The 19,578-nt window shown below is 71.1% G+C and carries 15 protein-coding genes and 1 pseudogene; 10 read left to right on the forward strand and 6 right to left on the reverse strand.

Going from position 1 to position 19,578, the window contains the following annotated elements; translation table 11 throughout:
- Together ACQKIP_RS17570 and ACQKIP_RS17575 are read left to right on the forward strand one after the other, a co-directional pair.
- Positions 1 to 750: pseudogene (locus ACQKIP_RS17570) on the forward strand (ATP-grasp domain-containing protein); the annotation flags it as partial.
- The gene (locus ACQKIP_RS17575) at positions 743 to 2,011 is read left to right on the forward strand and encodes an NAD(P)-binding domain-containing protein (RefSeq protein WP_365861791.1); all 1,269 of its coding nucleotides are present in this window, start codon (positions 743 to 745) and stop codon (positions 2,009 to 2,011) included. The pseudogene ACQKIP_RS17570 and the gene ACQKIP_RS17575, both read left to right, overlap by 8 nt.
- Positions 2,012 to 2,257: 246 nt before the next feature.
- Here the strand turns inward: ACQKIP_RS17575 and ACQKIP_RS17580 are convergent, their stop codons facing one another.
- The 3 genes from ACQKIP_RS17580 to ACQKIP_RS17590 form a co-directional block, all read right to left on the reverse strand.
- A complete protein-coding gene (locus ACQKIP_RS17580) occupies positions 2,258 to 3,148 on the reverse strand; it encodes a chaplin (RefSeq protein WP_365861793.1) in 891 nt (296 codons plus the stop codon).
- Positions 3,149 to 3,265: 117 nt separating this feature from the next.
- Positions 3,266 to 3,523, reverse strand: a complete 258-nt coding sequence (locus ACQKIP_RS17585; protein ID WP_427743391.1) for a chaplin — start codon at positions 3,521 to 3,523, stop codon at positions 3,266 to 3,268.
- 208 nt (positions 3,524 to 3,731) lie between these two features.
- Positions 3,732 to 4,142 (reverse strand): rodlin, encoded by a 411-nt coding sequence (locus ACQKIP_RS17590; protein WP_365861794.1) that lies wholly within the window; start codon positions 4,140 to 4,142, stop codon positions 3,732 to 3,734.
- Positions 4,143 to 4,347: 205 nt separating this feature from the next.
- On the opposite strand from ACQKIP_RS17590, the gene ACQKIP_RS17595 reads away from it, so the two are divergent.
- The 7 genes from ACQKIP_RS17595 (at position 4,348) to ACQKIP_RS17625 (ending at position 10,493) form a co-directional block, all read left to right on the forward strand.
- Positions 4,348 to 4,758, forward strand: a complete 411-nt coding sequence (locus ACQKIP_RS17595) for a rodlin (RefSeq protein ID WP_361181822.1) — start codon at positions 4,348 to 4,350, stop codon at positions 4,756 to 4,758.
- A gap of 629 nt (positions 4,759 to 5,387) precedes the next feature.
- Complete coding sequence (locus ACQKIP_RS17600; protein ID WP_365861795.1) at positions 5,388 to 6,293, forward strand: LCP family protein; 906 nt, start codon at positions 5,388 to 5,390, stop codon at positions 6,291 to 6,293.
- A gap of 113 nt (positions 6,294 to 6,406) precedes the next feature.
- A complete protein-coding gene (locus tag ACQKIP_RS17605; RefSeq protein WP_361181818.1) occupies positions 6,407 to 6,814 on the forward strand; it encodes a rodlin in 408 nt (135 codons plus the stop codon).
- Between the two features lie 104 nt (positions 6,815 to 6,918).
- Positions 6,919 to 7,236, forward strand: a complete 318-nt coding sequence (locus tag ACQKIP_RS17610) for a trypco2 family protein (protein ID WP_365861797.1) — start codon at positions 6,919 to 6,921, stop codon at positions 7,234 to 7,236.
- 11 nt (positions 7,237 to 7,247) lie between these two features.
- On the forward strand, positions 7,248 to 8,315 hold the full coding sequence (locus tag ACQKIP_RS17615) for an effector-associated domain 2-containing protein (protein WP_365861799.1): 1,068 nt from the start codon (positions 7,248 to 7,250) through the stop codon (positions 8,313 to 8,315).
- Between the two features lie 112 nt (positions 8,316 to 8,427).
- Complete coding sequence (locus tag ACQKIP_RS17620; RefSeq protein WP_365861800.1) at positions 8,428 to 8,607, forward strand: hypothetical protein; 180 nt, start codon at positions 8,428 to 8,430, stop codon at positions 8,605 to 8,607.
- Positions 8,608 to 8,639: 32 nt separating this feature from the next.
- Positions 8,640 to 10,493 carry an HEXXH motif domain-containing protein gene (locus ACQKIP_RS17625; RefSeq protein ID WP_365861802.1) on the forward strand — a complete coding sequence of 618 codons (1,854 nt, stop codon included), beginning with the start codon at positions 8,640 to 8,642 and terminating at the stop codon, positions 10,491 to 10,493.
- 70 nt (positions 10,494 to 10,563) lie between these two features.
- Here the strand turns inward: ACQKIP_RS17625 and fxsT are convergent, their stop codons facing one another.
- The 3 genes from fxsT to ACQKIP_RS17640 form a co-directional block, all read right to left on the reverse strand.
- Entirely contained in the window at positions 10,564 to 14,466 is a 3,903-nt protein-coding gene (fxsT, locus tag ACQKIP_RS17630) for an FxSxx-COOH system tetratricopeptide repeat protein (RefSeq protein ID WP_365861804.1), read from the reverse strand.
- A 404-nt stretch (positions 14,467 to 14,870) separates the two neighbouring features.
- Entirely contained in the window at positions 14,871 to 16,403 is a 1,533-nt protein-coding gene (locus tag ACQKIP_RS17635) for an effector-associated domain 2-containing protein (RefSeq protein ID WP_365861805.1), read from the reverse strand.
- A gap of 121 nt (positions 16,404 to 16,524) precedes the next feature.
- Positions 16,525 to 17,631, reverse strand: a complete 1,107-nt coding sequence (locus ACQKIP_RS17640; protein ID WP_365861806.1) for a pyridoxal-phosphate dependent enzyme — start codon at positions 17,629 to 17,631, stop codon at positions 16,525 to 16,527.
- 320 nt (positions 17,632 to 17,951) lie between these two features.
- Here ACQKIP_RS17640 and ACQKIP_RS17645 point away from each other — a divergent pair, with 320 nt between their 5' ends.
- Positions 17,952 to 19,526, forward strand: a complete 1,575-nt coding sequence (locus tag ACQKIP_RS17645; RefSeq protein ID WP_365861808.1) for a S8 family peptidase — start codon at positions 17,952 to 17,954, stop codon at positions 19,524 to 19,526.
- Positions 19,527 to 19,578: the final 52 nt, after the last annotated feature.

Here is a 19,578-nt window from a genome sequence, read left to right on the forward strand (position 1 = left end):
GGCCTGCGCAGCACGGTCCTGGTGCGGTCGGTGCGGGAGGCCATGGAGCTCTACGGGCGGTGCGAGGAGGCGGGCAGCCGCCTCCTGTTGCAGGCGTACCTGCCCAGTGGCCCCGGCCGTGACTGGTTCGTCCACGGCTACGCCGACCGGAAGGGCGCCGTGCGCAGCGGCGGCTCCGGCCGCAAGCACCGCTCCTGGCCGCGCGGGGCGGGCCTGACGGCGGTGGGCGAGTGGACGCCCGATCCGGGCCTGCGGGCCTGCGTCGACCGACTGGTCGACACGCTGGGCTACCGGGGCATCTTCGACCTCGACTTCCGGGTGGACGCCGCGACGGGCGAGCACTGCCTGCTCGACTTCAACCCCCGGCCGGGCGCCCAGTTCCGTCTCTTCGCCGACGGCGCCGACCTGGACGTGGTGCGCGCCCAGCACCTGGACATGACCCACCGGCCGCTGCCGGCCGGCGCCGTCCTGCCGGGCCGCTCGTTCGTCGTGGAGAACTACTCCCCGCTGACCGCGCTGCGCGCCGTCATGACCTCGGGCCCGGCGTCCACCGCGGCGCAGCGCCGCGAGCTGGCCTGGCACGCCAGGGACGACATGGCGCCCGCCCTCGCCATGTGGGTGCAGTGGTGCCGCCACGTCACGCGGCGGCTCCTGGGCCGGCTGCGGCGGAAGGCGCGCCCGTCGGCTCCGCCCGCGCCGGCGACGCCGCCCGTAACGACGACGAGAGAGCGAGCAGTTGCTGATGTATGACCTGTTGGTTGTCGGAGCCGGTCCCTACGGCCTGTCCATCGCGTCGCACGCCGCGGGCGCCGGACTCGACGTACGCATCTTCGGCAGGCCCATGGCGTCCTGGCGCGACCACATGCCGCCGGGCATGTTCCTGAAGTCGGAGCCCTGGGCGTCGAACCTCTCCGACCCCCGGCGCCGCTACGGCCTCGCGGAGTACTGCAAGCGCAACGGCATGGAGGCCAGGCACGGCGAACCGATCTCCGTGGAGACGTTCGCCTCGTACGGCCTGTGGTTCGCGCAGCACGCCGTGCCGGACGTCGACCAGCGGATGGCGGATTCGGTCACCGCCTGCCCCGGCGGGTTCGAGGTGATCACCGAGGACGGCCAGGCGATCCGCGGCCGCAAGGTGGCGCTGGCCGTCGGGGTGATCCCCTTCGTCCAGATCCCCGCCGTGCTGCACGGGCTCGGCAAGGAGCACGCCTCGCACAGCAGCCACCACCGCACCCTGGACCGCTTCCGCGACAAGGACGTCACCGTGATCGGCGGCGGCCAGGCCGCCCTGGAGACCGCCGCGCTCCTCGCCGAACAGGGGACGCGGGTACGGGTGCTCGCGCGCTCGCACCGGCTGAACTGGAACACCGTGCCCCCGGCGTGGGAGCGGCCGTGGCGGGAGTCCGCCCGCGCTCCGCACAGCGGCCTCGGCTGCGGGTGGCGCAACTGGTTCTACGCCGAGGTGCCCGGCGGCTTCCGGCGGCTTCCCGAGGCCACGCGCGCCCGCATCTCGGCGTCGGCGCTCGGCCCGGCGGGCGCCTGGTGGGTGCGCGAGAGGGTCGAGTCACGCGTGGAGGTGCTGCTCGGCCACGAGGTCGTCACGGCGTCGGCCGCGGCCGGCCGGGTGCGGCTCGCGACCGTCGGCGACGCGAGCGGCGGAGCGGACTTCGAGACCGACCACGTCATCGCGGCCACCGGCTTCAGGGCCACCGGCGCACGCCTGGGAATGCTGGCCCCGGAGCTGCGCGGCGGCCTGGCGGTGAACGCGGCCGAGGAGCCCTGTGTCTCCGCGGAGTTCGAGTCCTCGTACCCCGGTCTGTTCCTCGCGGGCCTGGTGACGGCGTCTAGCTTCGGCCCGGCCATGCGCTTCGTGCACGGCGCCTCCTATACGGCGGCCAGGCTGGTCCGGGGGGTACGGCGGAGCCTGCGGCGCGGGCCCGCGGACGCCTCGTCGCCGGTGCCGGTCGTCGCTCGCGGCCGCCGCTCTGCGCCGGGCGCCGTCAAGCGCTGAACGGGGATGCAGCCTGCCGGGAACCCGATCAGGTGATGCCCTCGGCGAACGGGTGAATCGGTTCTTCGTCCGCGGGGGCGAGGTGGTGGACTCTGTGGCATGGGACGGGCCTGGTTGCCCTCCGCCAGCCGTCGGCGTCTTCGCCGTAGGTCGGCAACACCCCCACCGCGGGCCGGCCCTCCTGCCGAACTGGCGGGGAAGAGACCCTCGGGTGTCTCTTCCCCGCCAGCGGCGTTTCCGGGCGTACTAGAGGCCGGATGAGGCGCGTCCGCGGCGGTAGAGGATCCCGCCGCCGATCAGCAGAGCGGCGCTTGCCGCAGCCGCGGCGAGCAGGTCCTCGTCACTTCCGGTCGCGGCGAGCTGGGCCAGGCCGTGCGGCGCCGCGTGATCGGCCGACGGTGCGCGTCCCGAGGCCGGGGACACGACCTGACGCGGGGCGTCGGCGGCGTGCTTCGGCCCGGGGGCGGCGCGGTCGACGGGCGGCTCGGCGGCGGCTCGGGGAGGCGTCTGATGCTCTGCGGGCGGCGCCTCGGGCCCCGCGGGGGGTGCCTCGTGCTCCTCCGGGAACGCCGGAGCGGACGTTCCTTCGGCGCAGCCGTTGCCCATGACCGGGTTCAGCAGGCCGATCACGTCCGCGGTGTTGCCGCAGGCGTTGACCGGCACGTCCGCGGGTGCCTTGGCGTTGTTGCCCGTACCGACGCCGGGCGACCCGACGGCATCGCCGTGGGCCACGGAGTGGGTGCCGGGGTGCTGGGCCGGGTGGGCGCTGTGGTGCGTGTGCCTGGCAGGGGCCGGAGCGGGGGCCGGGGCCGGTGCGTGGGCCTGCGGGCCGTGGCCGGGTCGGTCCGCCGACGTGCTGGACGTCCGCTCCTGCGACGGCACCCGTGCCGGAGCGCTTGCGTGCTCCTTCGGCGAGGCCTCGTGGTTCGCGCAGTTGTTGCCGAACGTCGGGTTGGCCGCACCGACGACGTCCGCGGTGTTGCCGCAGGCGTTCACGGGGACGCCGACGGGGGCCTGCACGCTGTTGCCCGACAAGACTCCGGGCGAACCCGCCGTCACCCCGTTCCCGTCCGCGGCGAACGCGTTCGAGCCGGACAGGGAGAGGATGCTGGTCGCGGCGGCCGCAGTCGCGAGCATCCCTTTACCAATGACCTGTCGCAATCTAGTTGTCTTCCTCTGAGCAGTGGAAAGCCGGCCTTGGACTCGAAGTGTCGGTCCAAGGCCGGCCATGAACAGCCTGGTGGCTGAGCGCTATCAGGTGTTGGCGCAGGTGTTGCCGAACGCCGGGTTCAGCAGACCGATGACGTCAACGGTGTTGCCGCAGACGTTGACCGGGATGTGGACCGGCACCTGGGCCTGGTTGCCGGAGAGGACGCCGGGGGACCCGACGGCCGCACCCTCGGCGCCCGCGTCGGCGAAGGCGGGAGCCGCCACGCCCATGGCCATGACGACACCAGCGACGATCGTTGCGCTCTTCTTGTTCTTCACAGATGTTCCCTTCTCTGTGGTCATGCCGATCTGGCAGTCGAAACCGAGCGAGAACTTCTGTTTACGTCTCGCAACATGACCTGCAACCTGCAAACGAGTTAAAGATGCGGAAGAAACCACTAAGTTCTCCCGTTCGGGAAATTCACCCGAATTACCCCGCCCGGAAATGGAGCGGCCCGGGCTGCCAGGCCTTGGGGAAGGCAGGCAGCCCGAGCGGACTCACACCGGCAGATCAGCCGTTCGACTGACCGTTCCCGGCCAGGACCGGGATGTCGTTCAGGATGTGCGACAGCGGCTCGTCGCCCTTGGCCTGCGTGGAGTTCTCGGTGCACTGCTGGTTCTGCGGCGCCGAGAGGATCGGGATGTCCTGGACGGCGATCGGCACCAGGCCGACGAGCGAGCCGACGTTCGCCTTGGCCGGCAGGCCGATGCAGGGCTTGTTCAGCGAGCCCTGGACCAGGGAGAGCTGGGGGCTCATGTTGCCGTGCGTGGCGGAGTTGCCGTACGCCTGCTCGGCGCCGTTGCCGCTCAGGGAGGTGGTGCCGTGGTCGTCACCGATGGCGCTCGCCGAACCGGCCGCAGCCGCGGTCATACCGACGACGGAAACGGCAACTGCCGCCGAGGCCATAGCCTTCTTCATCATTTTGCTTGTTCCTTTTCTGGCAGACGCTCGAGTCACTGCCCCCTGACCAACTCGTCGGCCCGATCCCGGGTTTCGGGGCTTCACTCGGTTGGGCGTTCATCGGGCCCCTGTTGGGCCATCAGAGTGAAGCGGAGCAACTATGCGGTGGGCGTGGAGTTAATCAGAGCGCTCCGGCGAACGGGGTTTCTCCAGAAGGGAATTAGTTGTGATCAAGAAGGGCATGGCTGCAGCCGCGGTTGCCGTCTCCGTCGTCGGCATGTCGGCCGCCGCAGCCGGTTCGGCGAGCGCCATCGGCGACGACCACGGCACCACGTCGCTCAGCGGCAACGGCGCCAAGCAGGCGTACGGCAACTCCGCCACGTACGGCAACATGAGCCCGCAGATGGCGCTCATCCAGGGCTCGCTGAACAAGCCCTGCATCGGCCTCCCGGCCAAGGCGAACGTCGGCTCGCTCGTCGGCCTGGTGCCGATCGCCGTCCAGGACATCCCGATCCTGTCGGCGCCGCAGAACCAGCAGTGCGTGGAGAACTCCACGCAGGCCAAGGGTGACGAGCCGCTGTCGCACATCCTCTCCGACATCCCGGTCCTGTCGGGCAACGGCACGAACAACGACTGATCTCCCCGCGCACCGCGCAGCGGGCCGCCGTTCAACGGCGGCCCGCTGTCGTGCGCAACTGCGCCCGGCCGTCAGCCCCGTGGCCAGGGATCGCGTGACATGAGGGCCTGCCATTCCTGATCGGGGCGGCCCGGAACTGTCTTTCCCTGCTGTGCCCAGGAATCCTGCAACGACGTGTAGATGGGATCCTCGACGCGGCGTTCCGGAGAACTTCTGCTCACTGGGATGAGGCCCTGACGCCTCCATTGCTGCTTGAAGTCAGCCATATTCCCTCGCCATCGACGGGCGTGTGTCGAGCGATCTGTTCCAATTGCGCAAACTGGCGAAACCGAACGGCTTAGGTCGAACGAGTTGTTGTTCCCGCGCGCCACGAAGATGCCGTGCCCGCGATACCGCCGAGCGATTTACCTTTTCTCCGTCCCGGTTCCCCCGCAGCGGAGATCAGCTTGCTCACTCACCTCTCCCCACCGAACGGGTCCCGGCGCACGCGAAAGCTGCGTCTCGCCGTTCCCGGGGTTCTTCTGGCCATCGCCGCCGCCGGAATGGGAAACGCAACGGCGCTGCCGCTTCCCGTCCAACGCGTCGACGTCTTCGGCCATATGAAGAATCGGCCGGACGAGGCAAGAGGTATGAATATCCTTCTGATGGGCACGGACGGCCGTGACACCATCACGCAGGAGGAGAAGCGGAAGTACCGCGCGGGCGGCATCGCCTGCGACTGCACGGACACGCTCATGCTGGTCCATGTCTCCGAGGCGAGAAAGCGCGTCAGCGTGGTCAGCCTCCCCCGCGACTCGTACGCGCGGATCCCCGCGCACCGTGACGAAACCACCGGGGTGGTGCGCCCGGCGCATCCGGGGAAGATCAACGGCGCCTATGCGCAAGGCGGCCCCGCGCTGTCCGTACGTACGGTCGAGGGGATGACCGGCGTCCGCATCGACCGCTATCTGCAACTCGACTTCCGGCGCTTCATCGACAGCGTGGACACGGTCGGGGGCGTGGAGGTCTGTACGCCGCGCGCCCTCAAGGACAAGACGACGAAGCTGAACCTCGCGCCCGGCACCCACCGGCTCGGCGGCGGACGGTCGTTGCAATACGTCCGCTCCCGGCACGTGGACAACAGCGCCGACTTCGGGCGGATCCAGCGCCAGCAGCGCTTCCTGATCGGCGCGCTGCGCAGCGTACGTACCCAGAACGTCCTGGCCGACCCGCTCAGGGCGGCGCAGCTGGGCCGGTCGCTGGTCGGCGCGGCGCAGGCCGACCGGGGGTTCAGCACCGGCCAAATCCTGTCGCTCGCACGGGACCTGGGGCGGATCCCGCCGTCGTCCATGGAGTTCACCACGGTGCCGGTCAGGGGCTTCAGCAGCTCGCTGAACGGCTCCCTCGAATGGGACCGGGCCAAGGCCGGGAAGATCTTCGGTGCCATCAACCGGGACCGGCCCCTCACCTCCCGCAACTCGACGGCCAGGCTGAGCGATCCGCCGAGGTTCGGCAGTCCGGTCACCGTCCGCGGCGACACCTTGGCGTGCCGTTGACGGCCGTCTGATTACTAGGCCGACCGGGTCATAGGTCGAAACCATCCCCGGATCAGGCAGTTGATCATCACGCCGGCTCTGCCAACGGAGCCCGCTCTTTGAAGGGAATCAAAATGAAGAAGCTCCTGGCATCCGCGGCCATTGCCGCCTCCGTCGCCGGAATCTCCGCCGGTATGGCCCCCCAGGCCCTGGCGATCGGTGACGACTCGGGCACCACGTCCCTGAGCGGCAACGGCGCCGAGACCGCGTTCGGCAACTCCGCGACCAAGGGCAACCAGAGCCCCCAGCTCACCCTCGTCCAGGGCACCCTGAACAAGCCCTGCGTCGGCCTGCCGGTCAAGGCGAACGTCGGCTCGCTCGTCGGCCTCGTGCCGATCGCCGTCCAGGACATCCCGATCCTCTCGGCGCCGCAGAACCAGCAGTGCACCGAGAACTCGACGCAGGCCAAGGGCGACGAGCCGCTGTCGCACATCCTCTCCGACATCCCGGTCCTGTCGGGCAACGGCACGGCCAACCAGTAGGACCCCGACAGGGGCCGGCCGTCGTCGTGCCGGCCGGCCCCTTCGGTCCGCCCCCGTGTCGCCTCCGCAGTGTGGGGGCGACACGCCGGGGGTAGGGGCTCGGCGTGATTGAACTCGCCGAGATGATCGCGCAGTTACGCGGGGAACTGGCCGCCGCCATGGCCGCGGCCCGGGACGCCGAGGACGCCGGGGGCGACACTCTGCGCTTTGAACTGGGTCCCGTACAGCTGGAGGCCGAGTTCACCGTGCAGCGGTCCGAGGCCGCGGACGGCAGGATCCGCTTCTGGGTCGTCGAGGCAGGCGCCTCCGGCCAGCGGGCGGCCGGCACCACTCATCGCGTCAGCCTCAGCCTGACCCCGCGCGTGGGCGACTCCGATCAGTCGCCGTGGGTCAGCGGTGACCGTTCCGAGCGCGAGCGCTGAGCGCCGCCGCCATGACGGGGCCAGGGGGGCTTGAGGCGGCGCGGGTCGCCGAAGTACTGGTGGAGAGGCCGGGCGGAGACCGCGGGCGGCGCGGGTCCGGCTACCGCACGGGCAACAGGTCCGTGCTGACCGCCGCCCATGTGGTCGCGGGTCCGGTGACGTCGGTGCGGGTGCGCTTCGACGCCGACCGGCCGGGGGAGTGGAGCGCGGACGTACGCGTCGTGCTGCTCGCCGAGGCCGCGGACATCGCGCTCCTGGAGATCATGGAGCTGCCGCCCGGCGCCGGGGACGTCCGAAGCCCTCGCTACGCGGCCGTGCCCGAGAGCGATGTGGTGCTGCCCGTCAGCGCGATGGGCTTCCCCCGTTTCAAGCTGCGCGACGACAGCATGCGTCTCCTGGACGACGGCGCTCCCGGTCAGTACCGCGACTCCTGTCACGCGTCGGGGACCGTCTCCGTCCTGTCCAACCGGCGCGAGGGCACACTCGAACTGGCCGTTCTCGCGCCGCGCGCGGACCCCGAACCGCGGCGTTCTCCCTGGGAGGGGATGTCCGGTGCGGCGGTCTGGTCCGGCGGTGCCGTCATCGGCGTGATCAGCGCCCACCACCGCTCGGACGGCCTCGGCCGGCTCGCTGCCTCCAGGGTGGAGCACTGGTACGACGCACTGCCCCCCGGCGACCTTGAACGCCTCCGCCGGGACGCGGGTCTGCCGCCGCGCGGAGGGCTCGGTTCCGCAGCGGATCCGGAGGGCCCCGAGGCACCGGCGAGCCTGGCCGATCTCCCCTCTGACCTGCCGTTGCGTGAACTCCTCGGGCTTGTCGACGCCTTGGTGGACATCCCGGTGCTCGGGGACGCGAACGGCCTGGGTCTGGTGCTCTCCAGCATCGACGCGGAGATCGCCGCGAACCGGCCGAGGGACTCCCGGCTGAAGATGGACATCTACGGCATCGTGCGCACCTGCCTGCGCTACCGGGGCACGCTCGACCAGCTCCTGGAGACCGTCCGGCTCCTGGAAGGGAAGTCGGCGGAAGTGGCCCGCGTCGACCGTGAAGCAGGTCAACTGGCCAAGCGATACAGCTGACTTGATGTCGGGCACGGCTCGGATGCGGGGTTTCGCAGCGTGCCGTGCTGGGTCATCATGAGGGGGAAAGGGACTGCGCATGCACGGAATCACGGGAGGGGACTTGGCAGCCGTGGAGCGATCGATGCCTGCCGTCGAGTCCGATCTCGTAGATCTCTCGGGGGTTTCTCTTGAAGCGCTGCTTTCCATGGACGGCAGTGCCATCGCGGGGGCGCTCCAGCCCCTGCTGGACCACATCGACGACGCCCAGGCGATTACGAATACGTACGGAGGGCCGTCCCGTTTTGACTGACGGGACCGCCGCGGCTCCGTGGCAGGCAGCCCATGGCGGCTAGGCCCACCGGGTCGGTGGCACTGCCGCTGCACAGGCTGTCCGTCGCCGGATTCCGTGATCTGGCGCGGGGCGACGGCGGCCGGGCGGTGGTGGAGGAGCTCCTCGCCGCCGAGCGCAGCCGCCGCATGCTGCTGCTGCGGGCGCTGCACGACGGCCTCTCCGGCAACGGCGTGCCCCACCGGGCCGGAGCGGGGGTCTCGTACCGGGAGGCATGGTCCCTCCTCGAGCGCGCCCAGCGGACGGCTCCGGAGGTCTTCGACGACGTACTGATGTCCCCGAACACGGGGATGTGGCTGTCCCTCGCGCTGCGCCGGCTCAGGGGTGCCTCCTTCGAGGACGCGCCGCTGTGGGTGATGGCGGGGCATGTGGCGGCGCTCGCCGCGTCGGCTGGGCTGCGGGCCGGGCTCGACTTCTCGATCGCCGTGCCCGTGAGCCGGGGCATCGTGTTCCTGCCGACGTTGGGCTGTGCGCGGATCGAGGCGGCGCAGCCGTGGAGCACCGCGCGCGTCGAGGCGCGGGCCGGGCAGCTCCGGATCACCGGGGAACAGGGCACGGCGCTGATAGGGCCGGGCATCGAACGCAGCGCGCCCGGATGGCACGCGGTGCGGCGGGTCACCCTGGGCACCGAAGTGCCGCACCTGCGCCTCGCGCTGGAGGAGCTGGACCCCTACCGCACGTTCCCGCGCCCGAGCGAGCCCCTGCTCCTGTCCGCGCAGGACGCACAGACCTGGCAGGACCTGCTCACCGACGCGTGGGAGATCCTGCTGCGCGACGAGCCGGAGAGTGCCGAGGCGATGCGCGCCGGGCTCATGTCGGTGACCCCCACTCCCGCGCGGGAGAAGTTCCGGCCGCACAGCGTGACCGCGGGCGATGCCTTCGGAGGCGTCATGGCCTCCCGGCCGGACGACGCCGCGCAGCTGGCCGCCACCCTGGTGCACGAGTTCCAGCACATCAAGCTGGGCAGCCTGATGCGGCTGCGGCCCTTGAACGTACGGGAGTCCGCCCCGGGTTCCGAAGAGCTGTTCTATGCGCCGTGGCGCGACGATCCGCGTCCGCTGGGCGGCCTGCTGCAAGGGATATACGCCTTCGCCGGGGTCGCCCGCTTCTGGCGCGCCCACCGGCACTCCGCCGGTGCCGCGCACGCCTCACTCGCGCACTTCGAGTTCGCGCTGTGGCGCACGCAGGTGTGGTCGACGGTGAATCTGGTGCGGGGCCACGAGCGCCTGACGCCCTTGGGGCGGCGCCTCCTGGAGACCCTGCGCGAGCGCTGCGCCGCATGGCTGGACGAGCCGGTGCCGGACGCGGAGCTGCGGCTCGCCCGGGAGGTGGCGGCCGGCCACCGGGCACGCTGGCGCGCCCACCATCTGCGGCCCCCCGCCACGGCGGTGGACGACGCGGTGCGGGCCTGGCGGCGCGGGGACGAGCGTCCCCCGCCCGGTCTCGCCGCCGAGCCCGTGCTCGTGCCGGACTCGGAGGCCCGCTTCCTGGACACCGAGGCGGTCCTGGCCCGCTACCGCCTCACCGGCGCCGGTGCGGACGCGCGGAACGCCGAGGGAGCGGAGGGCGCCGACGTCCTGCTGGCGGCGCACGGCGACCGTGCCGGGGCGAAGGACGCCTTCGCCGCGCTGCTTTCGGGCAAGGGGGCGCCGCTCGGCGCCTGGGCCGGACTGGGGCGGGCTCTCGCCGGCGTGGAGGCGCACGAGGACGTCGCACGGCTGTTGCGGGGCTTCCCGGAGCGGGTGTGCGCCGTGCAGCACGCGCTGGAGAAGGCGACGGGGCAAGGCGCGGATCCGGTGCTGCTCGCGCAGTGGGTGGCACGCGGCGCGCGGCAGCCCCGCGGCTGACGCCGAATCGACCGGACGGTCAGGCGGCGGGCGGGGCGGGTGGATGTCACCCGCTCCGCCCTCCCGCCTGCTACAGCGGCACCGGGTCGATGTCGCAGTTGGCCCGCTGGCCCGCCTTGGCCTGGAGCGTGGCCGGGTGCGGTGTGCCGGACTCCACGACGAGCCGGGGAGCGTCGAGCACGCGCTCCATGCGGGCCAGGGTGTCGGCGCGCAGCGCGGCGCCCTCGGCTTCCTCGCCCAGCTCGATCAGGTCCATCGCGAGGTTCCCCGCGCACGCCAGCGTGGTGGGGTGGTCGTCGCCGAAGGTGGTGCGGCAGAGTTCCAGCGTCCGCCGGCCGAGCTCGTGGGCCGCGGCGTGGTCGCCCAGGGCCGCCAGGTCACTGGCCAGGTTGATGGCGGTGGTCAGGACGAGGGGGTGGGATGCGCCGAGCCGTTCGGTCAGCGAGGCGAGTGCGGCCTCGTCGAGACGCTTCGCCTCGCCCGGCTGGCCCAGCAGGCGCAGGGTGACGGCGAGGTCGACGTCCGCGGACAGGACATGCGGATGCTGCGGGGAGAAGATGTTGCGGTACTCCTGGCAGGCCTTGATGCCGCGTTCGCGTGCCGCGTTCAGGTCGCCGTTCTGGCGCAGGGCGATCGACAGGGTCAGGGCGGCGGACAGCGACGAGGGGTGGGCGTCGCCGTATCGGCGGGAGAACTTCGAGTACGCCTCCGTGGCCAGTTCCAGGGACTGCGCGTGGTCGCCGGCCTTGCGGGCGGCCTCGCTGAGCTGGCGCATCGTGTGGATGGTCGAGGGGTTGCCGGACCCGAACACGTCGCGGTAGGCGTCCAGTACGGCCTGCTGGCGGGCGCGGGCGCCCACGTAGTCACCCGTCTCGCGGACGTCGATGGCGACGTTGTTCTCCGTCATCAGGGTGCGCGAGTGATCCTGGCCGAGGACGCGCAGCCGCAGCGCGAGGGTGCTCTCGTCGAGTTCGAGGGCCTGGCGGAAGTCTCCGACCAGACGCAGGCTCGTGCCGAGGTTGTGGGCGGCGTCGAGCGTCGTGGGGTCCTCCTCGCCGAAGGCCCTGCGCGCCCGTTCGTAGACCGTCGCGTCCAGCTGGGCCCCGAGGGCGAACTCGCCCTCGACGCGGCGCACCGCGGCCTCCAGGCCGATCGCGGCCAGCGCGTCCTCGCGGACGTCCTCGCGGCCGCCGGGTGCCGTGCGCTCGTAGATCTCCTTGAGCTTGGCCACCAGTTCGACGGCTTCGCCGTGCCGGCCGAGGACCCAGTAGATGTAGCAGAGCCACTGCCCCATGAGCAGCGTCTGCTGGTCCTCCTCGCCGAAGACGCTCTGCCACGTCTCCCAGGCCTGCTCGGAGAAGTCGAGCGACACCTCGTGGTCGCCCCAGTGGTAGAGGTACCGGGCGACGTTCATGACGAGCTGACGCACCCAGGGCTGGTCCGACTTGATGGCGTCGGAGGCGATGACGTGGCCGTAGAGCTCGGCGTAGCGCGGCCAGTTCGCCGCCGTGGTCGGCGCCTTCGGGTCCGCCGCCGCCAGCAGGGTGTGGGCGCCGTGCCGCATCCGGGACTGCTCCTCCGGAGACATACGGTTGTTCAGGACGAGCTGGACCAGGCGGTGCATCTCGATGGAGTTCGTACGGTGGTCGATGCGGGCCAGGGAGTAGCGGTTCACTTCCCTTATGGCGCGCGCGAGCCGCATCGGGTCGTTCAGCGTCGCGTCGAGCTCGGGGAAGATGCTGCTGTTCCCGAGGCCGGAGAAGATGGACCGCGAGATCGGGTCCGGGGCGAAGTACGAGCACAGCTGGAGCAGGCGCAGGGCCGAGGGGCTGCGGGTCTCCAGATGGTCCAGGGAGACGTTCCAGGCCGCCGCGACCGGCAGTTGGTAGTCCGGGGGCGGAGACGTCTCCAGGAGTTCCGTGCGCTTGTTCTCGAAGAGGCGCAGGTACTCGGATGCCGGCATGCCCGTCTCCGCACGCCACGCGGCGGCCTGCTCAAGGGCCAGCGGCAGGTCTCCCAGCGCCTCGGCGAGCCGGTCGGCCTCCTCCTCCTGGAGGGGCGGCCCGGAGTGGCGCAGGAGCTCCTTGCTCTCCTCGCGGGTGAAGACGTCCACCTCGAGCGAGCCGCCGACCAGGCCCCACCGCCGGTTGCGGGAGGTGACCAGGATCGTGCCGTTGCCCCCGGTGGGGAAGTAGTGGCGTACCTGCTCGGGGTTGTCGGCGTTGTCGAAGATCAGCAGCCAGCGCGAGAAGGGTCGGCCCTCGCGCAGCGCCTCGCGCACCGCGGGTCCCGCGATGTTCGCCTCGGTGCTGGTCTCCAGGCCCAGGCGCCCGGCCAGTTCCACCAGGGCCTGGCCGATCTGACCGGGCCGCTCGGAGGGGATCCACCAGACGATGTCGTACTCGCCCTGGTGGCGGTAGGCGTACTCGATGGCCAGCTGGGTCTTGCCCACGCCGCCCATGCCGTGGATCGCCTCGGGCAGGACCGTGGTCGTGCCTTCGCGCAGACGCTCGCCGAGGAGTTCGAGGAGCTCGGTACGGCCGGTGAAATTGGGGTTCCTCGGCGGTAGGTTTCCCCAGACGCGCGGCTGTGATGTGCGGTCCCCCTCCACCGTTTGCTGGGGCGTAGTCGACATCACCGATGCTCCTTCAGGATCGGGCCGGGAGACGGGGATTTCGCCGCTTTTCTCCAGGCTTACTGCGTATCGACGATCGTGCCAGCCAAGTACCCCCGCCAGCAGGGCGGCGCGCTGCATGAAACGTCCGGAGAGTGCCCTCAGCGCGGCGAGCTCCACGCGGAGGAAGCCGATATTGCGACTGTTCACCCGGGGCATGGCCAGGGTGTCCAGGGGTTCCGAGGGGGAGGGGAGCAGCGCTGCGGCCTCTGTGCCGTCGCTTGCCAGCAGCGCGCGTACGTCGTGCAGGATGCGTGCGGTGTCGCTGCGGCGGCCCAGCGCGAGCAGCTCCTCGCGGATGTCGGGGGCGAAGGAGAACGCCACGTCCGCGATGTCCTCCCCCTGTGCCCCGCTGGGCCGGACGAGGCCGCTCATCAGGAGCTCCGATGCGTGCACCGGGCCCGCTCCCGGTGTGGTCTCCAGGACCTTGCGGATCAGGGGGAGGCTCAGGGGGACGGCGGATAAGCGGGTCGCCAGGGTGAAGGCCGTGGGCGAGGCTCCGGCGCGGAAGTCCGACACGCGCTCCGCCGCGGGCACCGTGCTCAGAGGGTCAGGCACGTCGTCGGTCCAGGGCAGCGCGCGCGCCGCGTCGGGGCGGCGTTTCCACTCCCGTGCCCGGATGGCGGACATCTCCAGCCACTGCGGCTCGGGTCCCATGACGAGCTGGGTCCAGGCCTCGGCCCAGCGGTTGGTCAGTGCCAGGACCGGTACGAGGACCGCGTCTCCCTCGGGCTCGGGCTCGTCCGGGTCGTGGGTCTGGACCGGGGCCTCGCGCAGCTCCCAGTCGAGCTGCCTGTTGGCCGCCCAGGCGTGGGCGGCGCGCAGCCGCACCCGGCAGACGTCGAGGCCCGTGCGGAACCACAGCTGCTGGGGCAGCACATGCACCACGGCGACCGGACTTCCGCGTCCCCAGGCGCGCAGCAGCGGCATGACCGCCCCGGAACGCCAGCCCGCTGCCAGGCCGTCGGTGAGCACGAGGATCACGCGGCGCATGTCTCCGGGGCTGCCGAGCGGTTCCTCGGGGCCCAGGCGCGCGGGGTCGGTCTCGTCCGTACCGCGCAGGCGCAGTACGCGCACGCGCGCGAAGTCGCCCTGGCGGTTCAGCTCGTCGATCAGGTCGTCGACCGCCTGGTCCCAGACCTTCATCGTCAGGTGGTCGTCGATGACCAGGACGGCTTCGGCGCGGTCCTGTCTGCCCGACCGGCCGGGGCCCGTATGGCCGAGGCGGCCGAGAACGGACGCGGCCTCACGACGTGCCCGCGTAGCCGGACCTTGCCGCTGTCCTCCGTCGTCATGCATATGCGCCCTCAAGGCGTCGTGGCGGCCAGGACAGTTGTGCGGAGTCCCGCAGAGCGCGGGCGTGCGTGACATCCACAGGCGCAGCGTGACAGTGCGCCCGCACTGCTAGCAAGGGGGTACGGAGGCATGGGCCGGGGAGCGCGGAAATCGTGCTAGAAGTCGCGCCCCCGGCAGGAAAAGACGCGGCTGTGCCGGGAAGCGGGGTACCTCCGCCGGAAAACTGGGTGCCCCCGGCGGGAAGCACGGTGTTCCCGGCGGGGAGCGCGAAGCCCCCGGCGGGAAACCTCGTGCGCCCGGCGGGTGAAGGCCGCACGGCAGCGGAGGCCGGCAGGTTCACGGCGCGGCACCTCCTGTGGCCGTGCGCGGGAGGTTAACGGCCGCGGTCGGGCGGCCGGCGGTCCCGGTCAACTCGTCACCGCCGCGCGGTCGGGGCCGGGCGGGCCGGGTCTGCGTTCCGGGTCGTCGACCAGGATCGCCAGATGGCGCCCCACGTGGTTGTCCCAGCCCTCGGGGCCCAGCGCCAGGGCCTCCTTGCGCCAATTTCCGGCGCGCGAGACGAGGCTGGCGAGGCCGCGGTCCTGGACCATCTCGGCGACCGCTTCCTTGAAGGCCGGATCGCCGCAGTCGCCGCGGTGCCAGATCATCGCGGGCACCCCCGCCCGCAGGCCGGCCATGAACTCCTGCTGGCCGGTCGGCGAATCGGAGCCCGGCGGCTGGCTCAGGACCAGACAGACCGCGTGGTCGTCCTCCTTCAGCTCGCGCTCCAGGTGGAAGTGCGACTGGCCGGGAGGGTTGAAGTACGAATGGCTGTCGGCGGGCTGCTCCTTGAGCTGGCGCCACTTCTTGTGCCAGGGGCGGTGCCAGGCGGCTTTGCGCAGGCGCTCGAAACTGCGGATCAAGACCGCGTAGTCCATGACCAGAGGCGTCGGCGACAGGGAGGAGGACTCCTTGTGCCACCACTCCACGGGTTCGCCGAGCAATTCCCACGGGAGGATGAATTCCAGGACGACCGGTTGCCGCAGATCCGCCCAGCGCTCCTCGGTCTGCTCGATCAGGACCTCGACCTCGGCGGGCAGTTCGTCGCGGTGCAGATGCACCGTCTCGCCCGGTACGGGATGCCAGCCATCGGCGTCCGACTGCCGCCAGTGGGAGAGGAAATAGCGGTCGGGTTCCACGCCGTCGGGCTCGAACTGGATCATCAGATAGGCGGGCACCATGGGCGGCGGGGCCTGCTGGGTCAGGCCGCTGCGCTGCCAGTCGACGATCTGCTCCTCAAGGCCCCACGCCCTGGCCTGCTGACGGTTCCAGCGACGCAGGGTCTCTGCTGCCTCCATCAGTCCGTCCTCCACGAGCCGTTCGGCGGCCAGGGCCAGGAACGCCATGCTTACGGGGAGTTCCCTCGCGGCGGTGTTGTCGCCGGCCAGTCGTAGGAAGACTGCCCATCCCGTGTCGCACCACGCGGGCAATTCCTGGGTGCGCGAGCGGCTGGCGCGCCGGGCGAGCGTGGCGAGCTGGGCCGACGAACGCATGTCCCGCAGGATCGGCTGCAGGGGATACAGGTCGGCGCCGTCGAAGAACTCCACGGCCTCCCATTCGTCCACGAGCCGCATCAGCGCGAGAATGGCGGAAGACTGCTGCTCCAGATATTTCAGGCAGCGCACCAGGCACGGCAGCCCGTCAGGGACCTCCGTGCAGCGTTCCACCAGGTCGAGGAGCCAGGGCCGCAGTGCCGCGTTGCGCAGCGGCTGCACGGGGCAGCCCAGCTCGTCGCTCAGCATGCGCACCCATATGTCGGCGCTGTTCTCCTGTCGTACCGTGCCCGAGTCCTGCAGTACGTCGACGATGTCGGCGACCAGTTCGTGTCGAACCCTCGCCGGGCTGCGCCCTTCCACCCCCGTGACCTCCCCGATCGCCACCAGCAGTTCAGCAGTCAGCACTCGCGTATCGATGGTGCCGACAAGCGTACGGCCACAGACGGGCCCGGGGCAGGCCTCCGGCCATGAGCAGAGCAGAGCTGTGACCATTGGTCGTGCACCGTCAACTCCCTTGCGCCGAGGCTCAGTTCCCGGCGAGACCCGACTTCAGTCCCGCTCCGCACAGAGGTACCACAGCCGAGCGCTCGCCGAGGGCGCCGCCGCGTACGGCGGCCCAGGACGCGGCGCCGGTCGTCTCTACGTACAACCCCCGTCCGGCCAGGTCCATTTGTGCGTGCCGGATCTGGTCCTCCGTCACGGTCAGGAAGCCGCCGCCCGATCCGCGTACCGCCCGCAGGATCTGCCGGGCGCGGGGCGGGCGCGGGATCGCGATGCCCTCCGCGAGGGTGGGCGTCGGCGGGGTGGTGTCCAGGGGCTCGTCGGCGCCCGTGCGCCAGGCCTCGGCCAGCGGGGCGACTGCCGCGGCCTGCACGGCGTACAGCGCGGGTGCCTTCGCGATCAGGCCCGCGGCGTGCAGCTCGCGTACCGCGAGGGCCGCGCCGAGCAGCAGGGTGCCGTTGCCCACGGGGACGACGAGCGCGTCCGGCAGACGGCCGTCCAGGTCCTCCCAGAGCTCGTGGACGTAGGTCTTGGTGCCCTGGAGGAAGTAGGGGTTGTGGACGTGCGACGCATAGAACGTGCCGGGTTCGTCGGCCGCCGTCCGCGCCGCCTTCGCCGTGCGCTCGCGGTCGCCGGGGACGACTTCGAGCCGCGCTCCGTGCGCGCCGATCTGCTCCAGCTTCTTCGGTGACGTGCCTTCGGGGACGTACACCGTGCAGGGCAGACCCGCCCGCGCGCAGTACGCGGCGACCGCCGTGCCCGCGTTGCCGCTGCTGTCGGCGATCACCCGCCCGGGGGCAAGGCGCAGCGCGAGCGCGGCGAGCATGACGGCGCCGCGGTCCTTGAAGGAGAGCGTCGGCATCAGGAAGTCGAGCTTGGCCGAGATCGCGCCATCCAGCGGCACGAGCGGTGTACGGCCCTCGCCGAGCGAGAACGCGGGGGCGGGCAGCGGCAGGCACTCCGCGTACCGCCACAGGGAATTGACCCTTCCGCCAAGGGACTTCAGCGGTGCGGGATTGGGGGAGAAGTCCAGGTCGAGCGGGCCGCGGCAGACGGGGCAGCACCAGGCGAGGGTGCCCGCGGGGACCCTGGTTCCGTCGGTGGGGCAGAAACAGTCCGGCAATGCTGTCATGTCCGCAGGCTAGTTGCGGCAGTTGGGGCGGAAGTGTCATGACGGGTGCGTGGCGGTCATGTTACGTCCGGTCCTGACCCTTGTGGGATTCCTATGGATCCGCCAATCTTTCGTCGCGACGAAGGCAAGAACCGGGCATGTCGCTTGACATGTCCCTGATCTACAGCTCCGTCTATGGGCGCCATCCGCAGCGTGTGCGGGTTCCGCGGGCACCGAGCGCGGGCACCACCAGCATGTGTGCGAGTGCCGCCGGTACAGCGTGCGGGCACCACAGGCACCACCCCCCACCAGCGCACCATCTATCGAGGAGGACCCCTCAGATGGCAGTGATGCGTCATACCCGCCGAAGAATGGCCGGGATCAGCGCGACAGCGGTCGCGGCCCTCGCCCTCGGCGTCGTATCCGCACTCCCCGCGACCGCTCAGCCGCGACAGGCAGAGGGCACGGTCGAGAACGCCGGAGTTCCCGGCGCGATACCCGGCAGCTACATAGTCACCCTCGACGAGGACGCCGCGAAGGCGGGCTCGAAGGCGGGCAAGGCGCTGGCCGAGGAGTACGGCGCGGAGATCAAGCGCACGTACAAGAAGGCCCTCAACGGCTACGCGGTCGAGCTCTCCGCGGCCGAGGCCAAGAAGTTCGCCGCGGACCCGGCGGTCGATTCCGTCGTACAGAACCGGACGTTCACGGTCGACGCCACCCAGCCCAATCCGCCGTCCTGGGGCCTTGACCGGATCGACCAGAAGACGCTCCCGCTGAACAACTCGTACACCTATCCGGACTCCGCCGGTGAGGGCGTCACGGCGTACGTCATCGACACCGGAGTGCGCATCAGCCACAGCGACTTCGGCGGACGCGCCTCGTACGGCTATGACGCCATCGACAACGACAACACCGCGCAGGACGGCCACGGTCACGGCACGCACGTCGCGGGCACCGTCGGCGGAACCCTGCACGGCGTCGCCAAGAAGGCCAAGATCGTCGGCGTCCGCGTCCTGAACAACCAAGGCTCCGGCACCACCGCGCAGGTCGTCGCCGGCATCGACTGGGTGACCCAGAACGCGGTGAAGCCCGCCGTCGCGAACATGTCGCTCGGCGGCGGCGCCGACAGCGCCCTGGACGCAGCCGTACGCAACGCCGTCGCCTCCGGCATCACCTTCGCGGTCGCCGCCGGCAACGAATCCGTCAACGCCTCCACGCGCTCTCCCGCGCGCGTGACCGAGGCCATCACGGTCGGCGCCACCACGAACACCGACGCCAAGGCGAGCTACTCCAACTTCGGCAGCGTCCTGGACCTGTTCGCGCCGGGCTCGTCCATCACCTCGTCCTGGAACACCAGCGACACCGCCACGAACACCATCTCCGGTACGTCGATGGCGTCCCCGCACACCGCGGGCGCGGCGGCGCTGTACCTCGCGGACAACCGCACGGCGACCCCGGCGCAGGTGTCCGCGGCTCTGGTCGCCGCGGCCTCCACGGGCGTCGTCACCAGCCCCGGAACGGGCTCGCCCAACCGGCTCCTGAACGTGGGCACCGGCTCGACGAACCCGCCCGGCAGCAAGTTCGAGAACACGACCGACTTCGCGATCAGCGACAACGCCACGGTCGAATCTCCGATCACCGTGAGCGGGGTTCCCGGTTCCGCGCCGGCCGCGCTGAGCGTGCCGGTCGCGATCAAGCACACCTACGTGGGTGACCTCCGGGTGCAGCTGATCGCGCCCGACGGCACCGCGTACACGCTGAAGAACTACGGGACCGGCGGCAGTTCGGACGACATCAACACCACGTACACGGTGAACGCGTCCTCCGAGACGGCCAACGGAACGTGGAAGCTGCGGGTGAGCGACAACGCGGCACAGGACGTCGGGAAGATCGACTCCTGGGGGCTGCAGTTCTGAGTTGTTCCGGCTCGCCCCCGCGGCATGGCTCCGGCCCGCCGCGGGGGCGGGC

Source organism: Streptomyces sp. NPDC059900, assembly GCF_050270335.1.
Classification (GTDB): domain Bacteria; phylum Actinomycetota; class Actinomycetes; order Streptomycetales; family Streptomycetaceae; genus Streptomyces.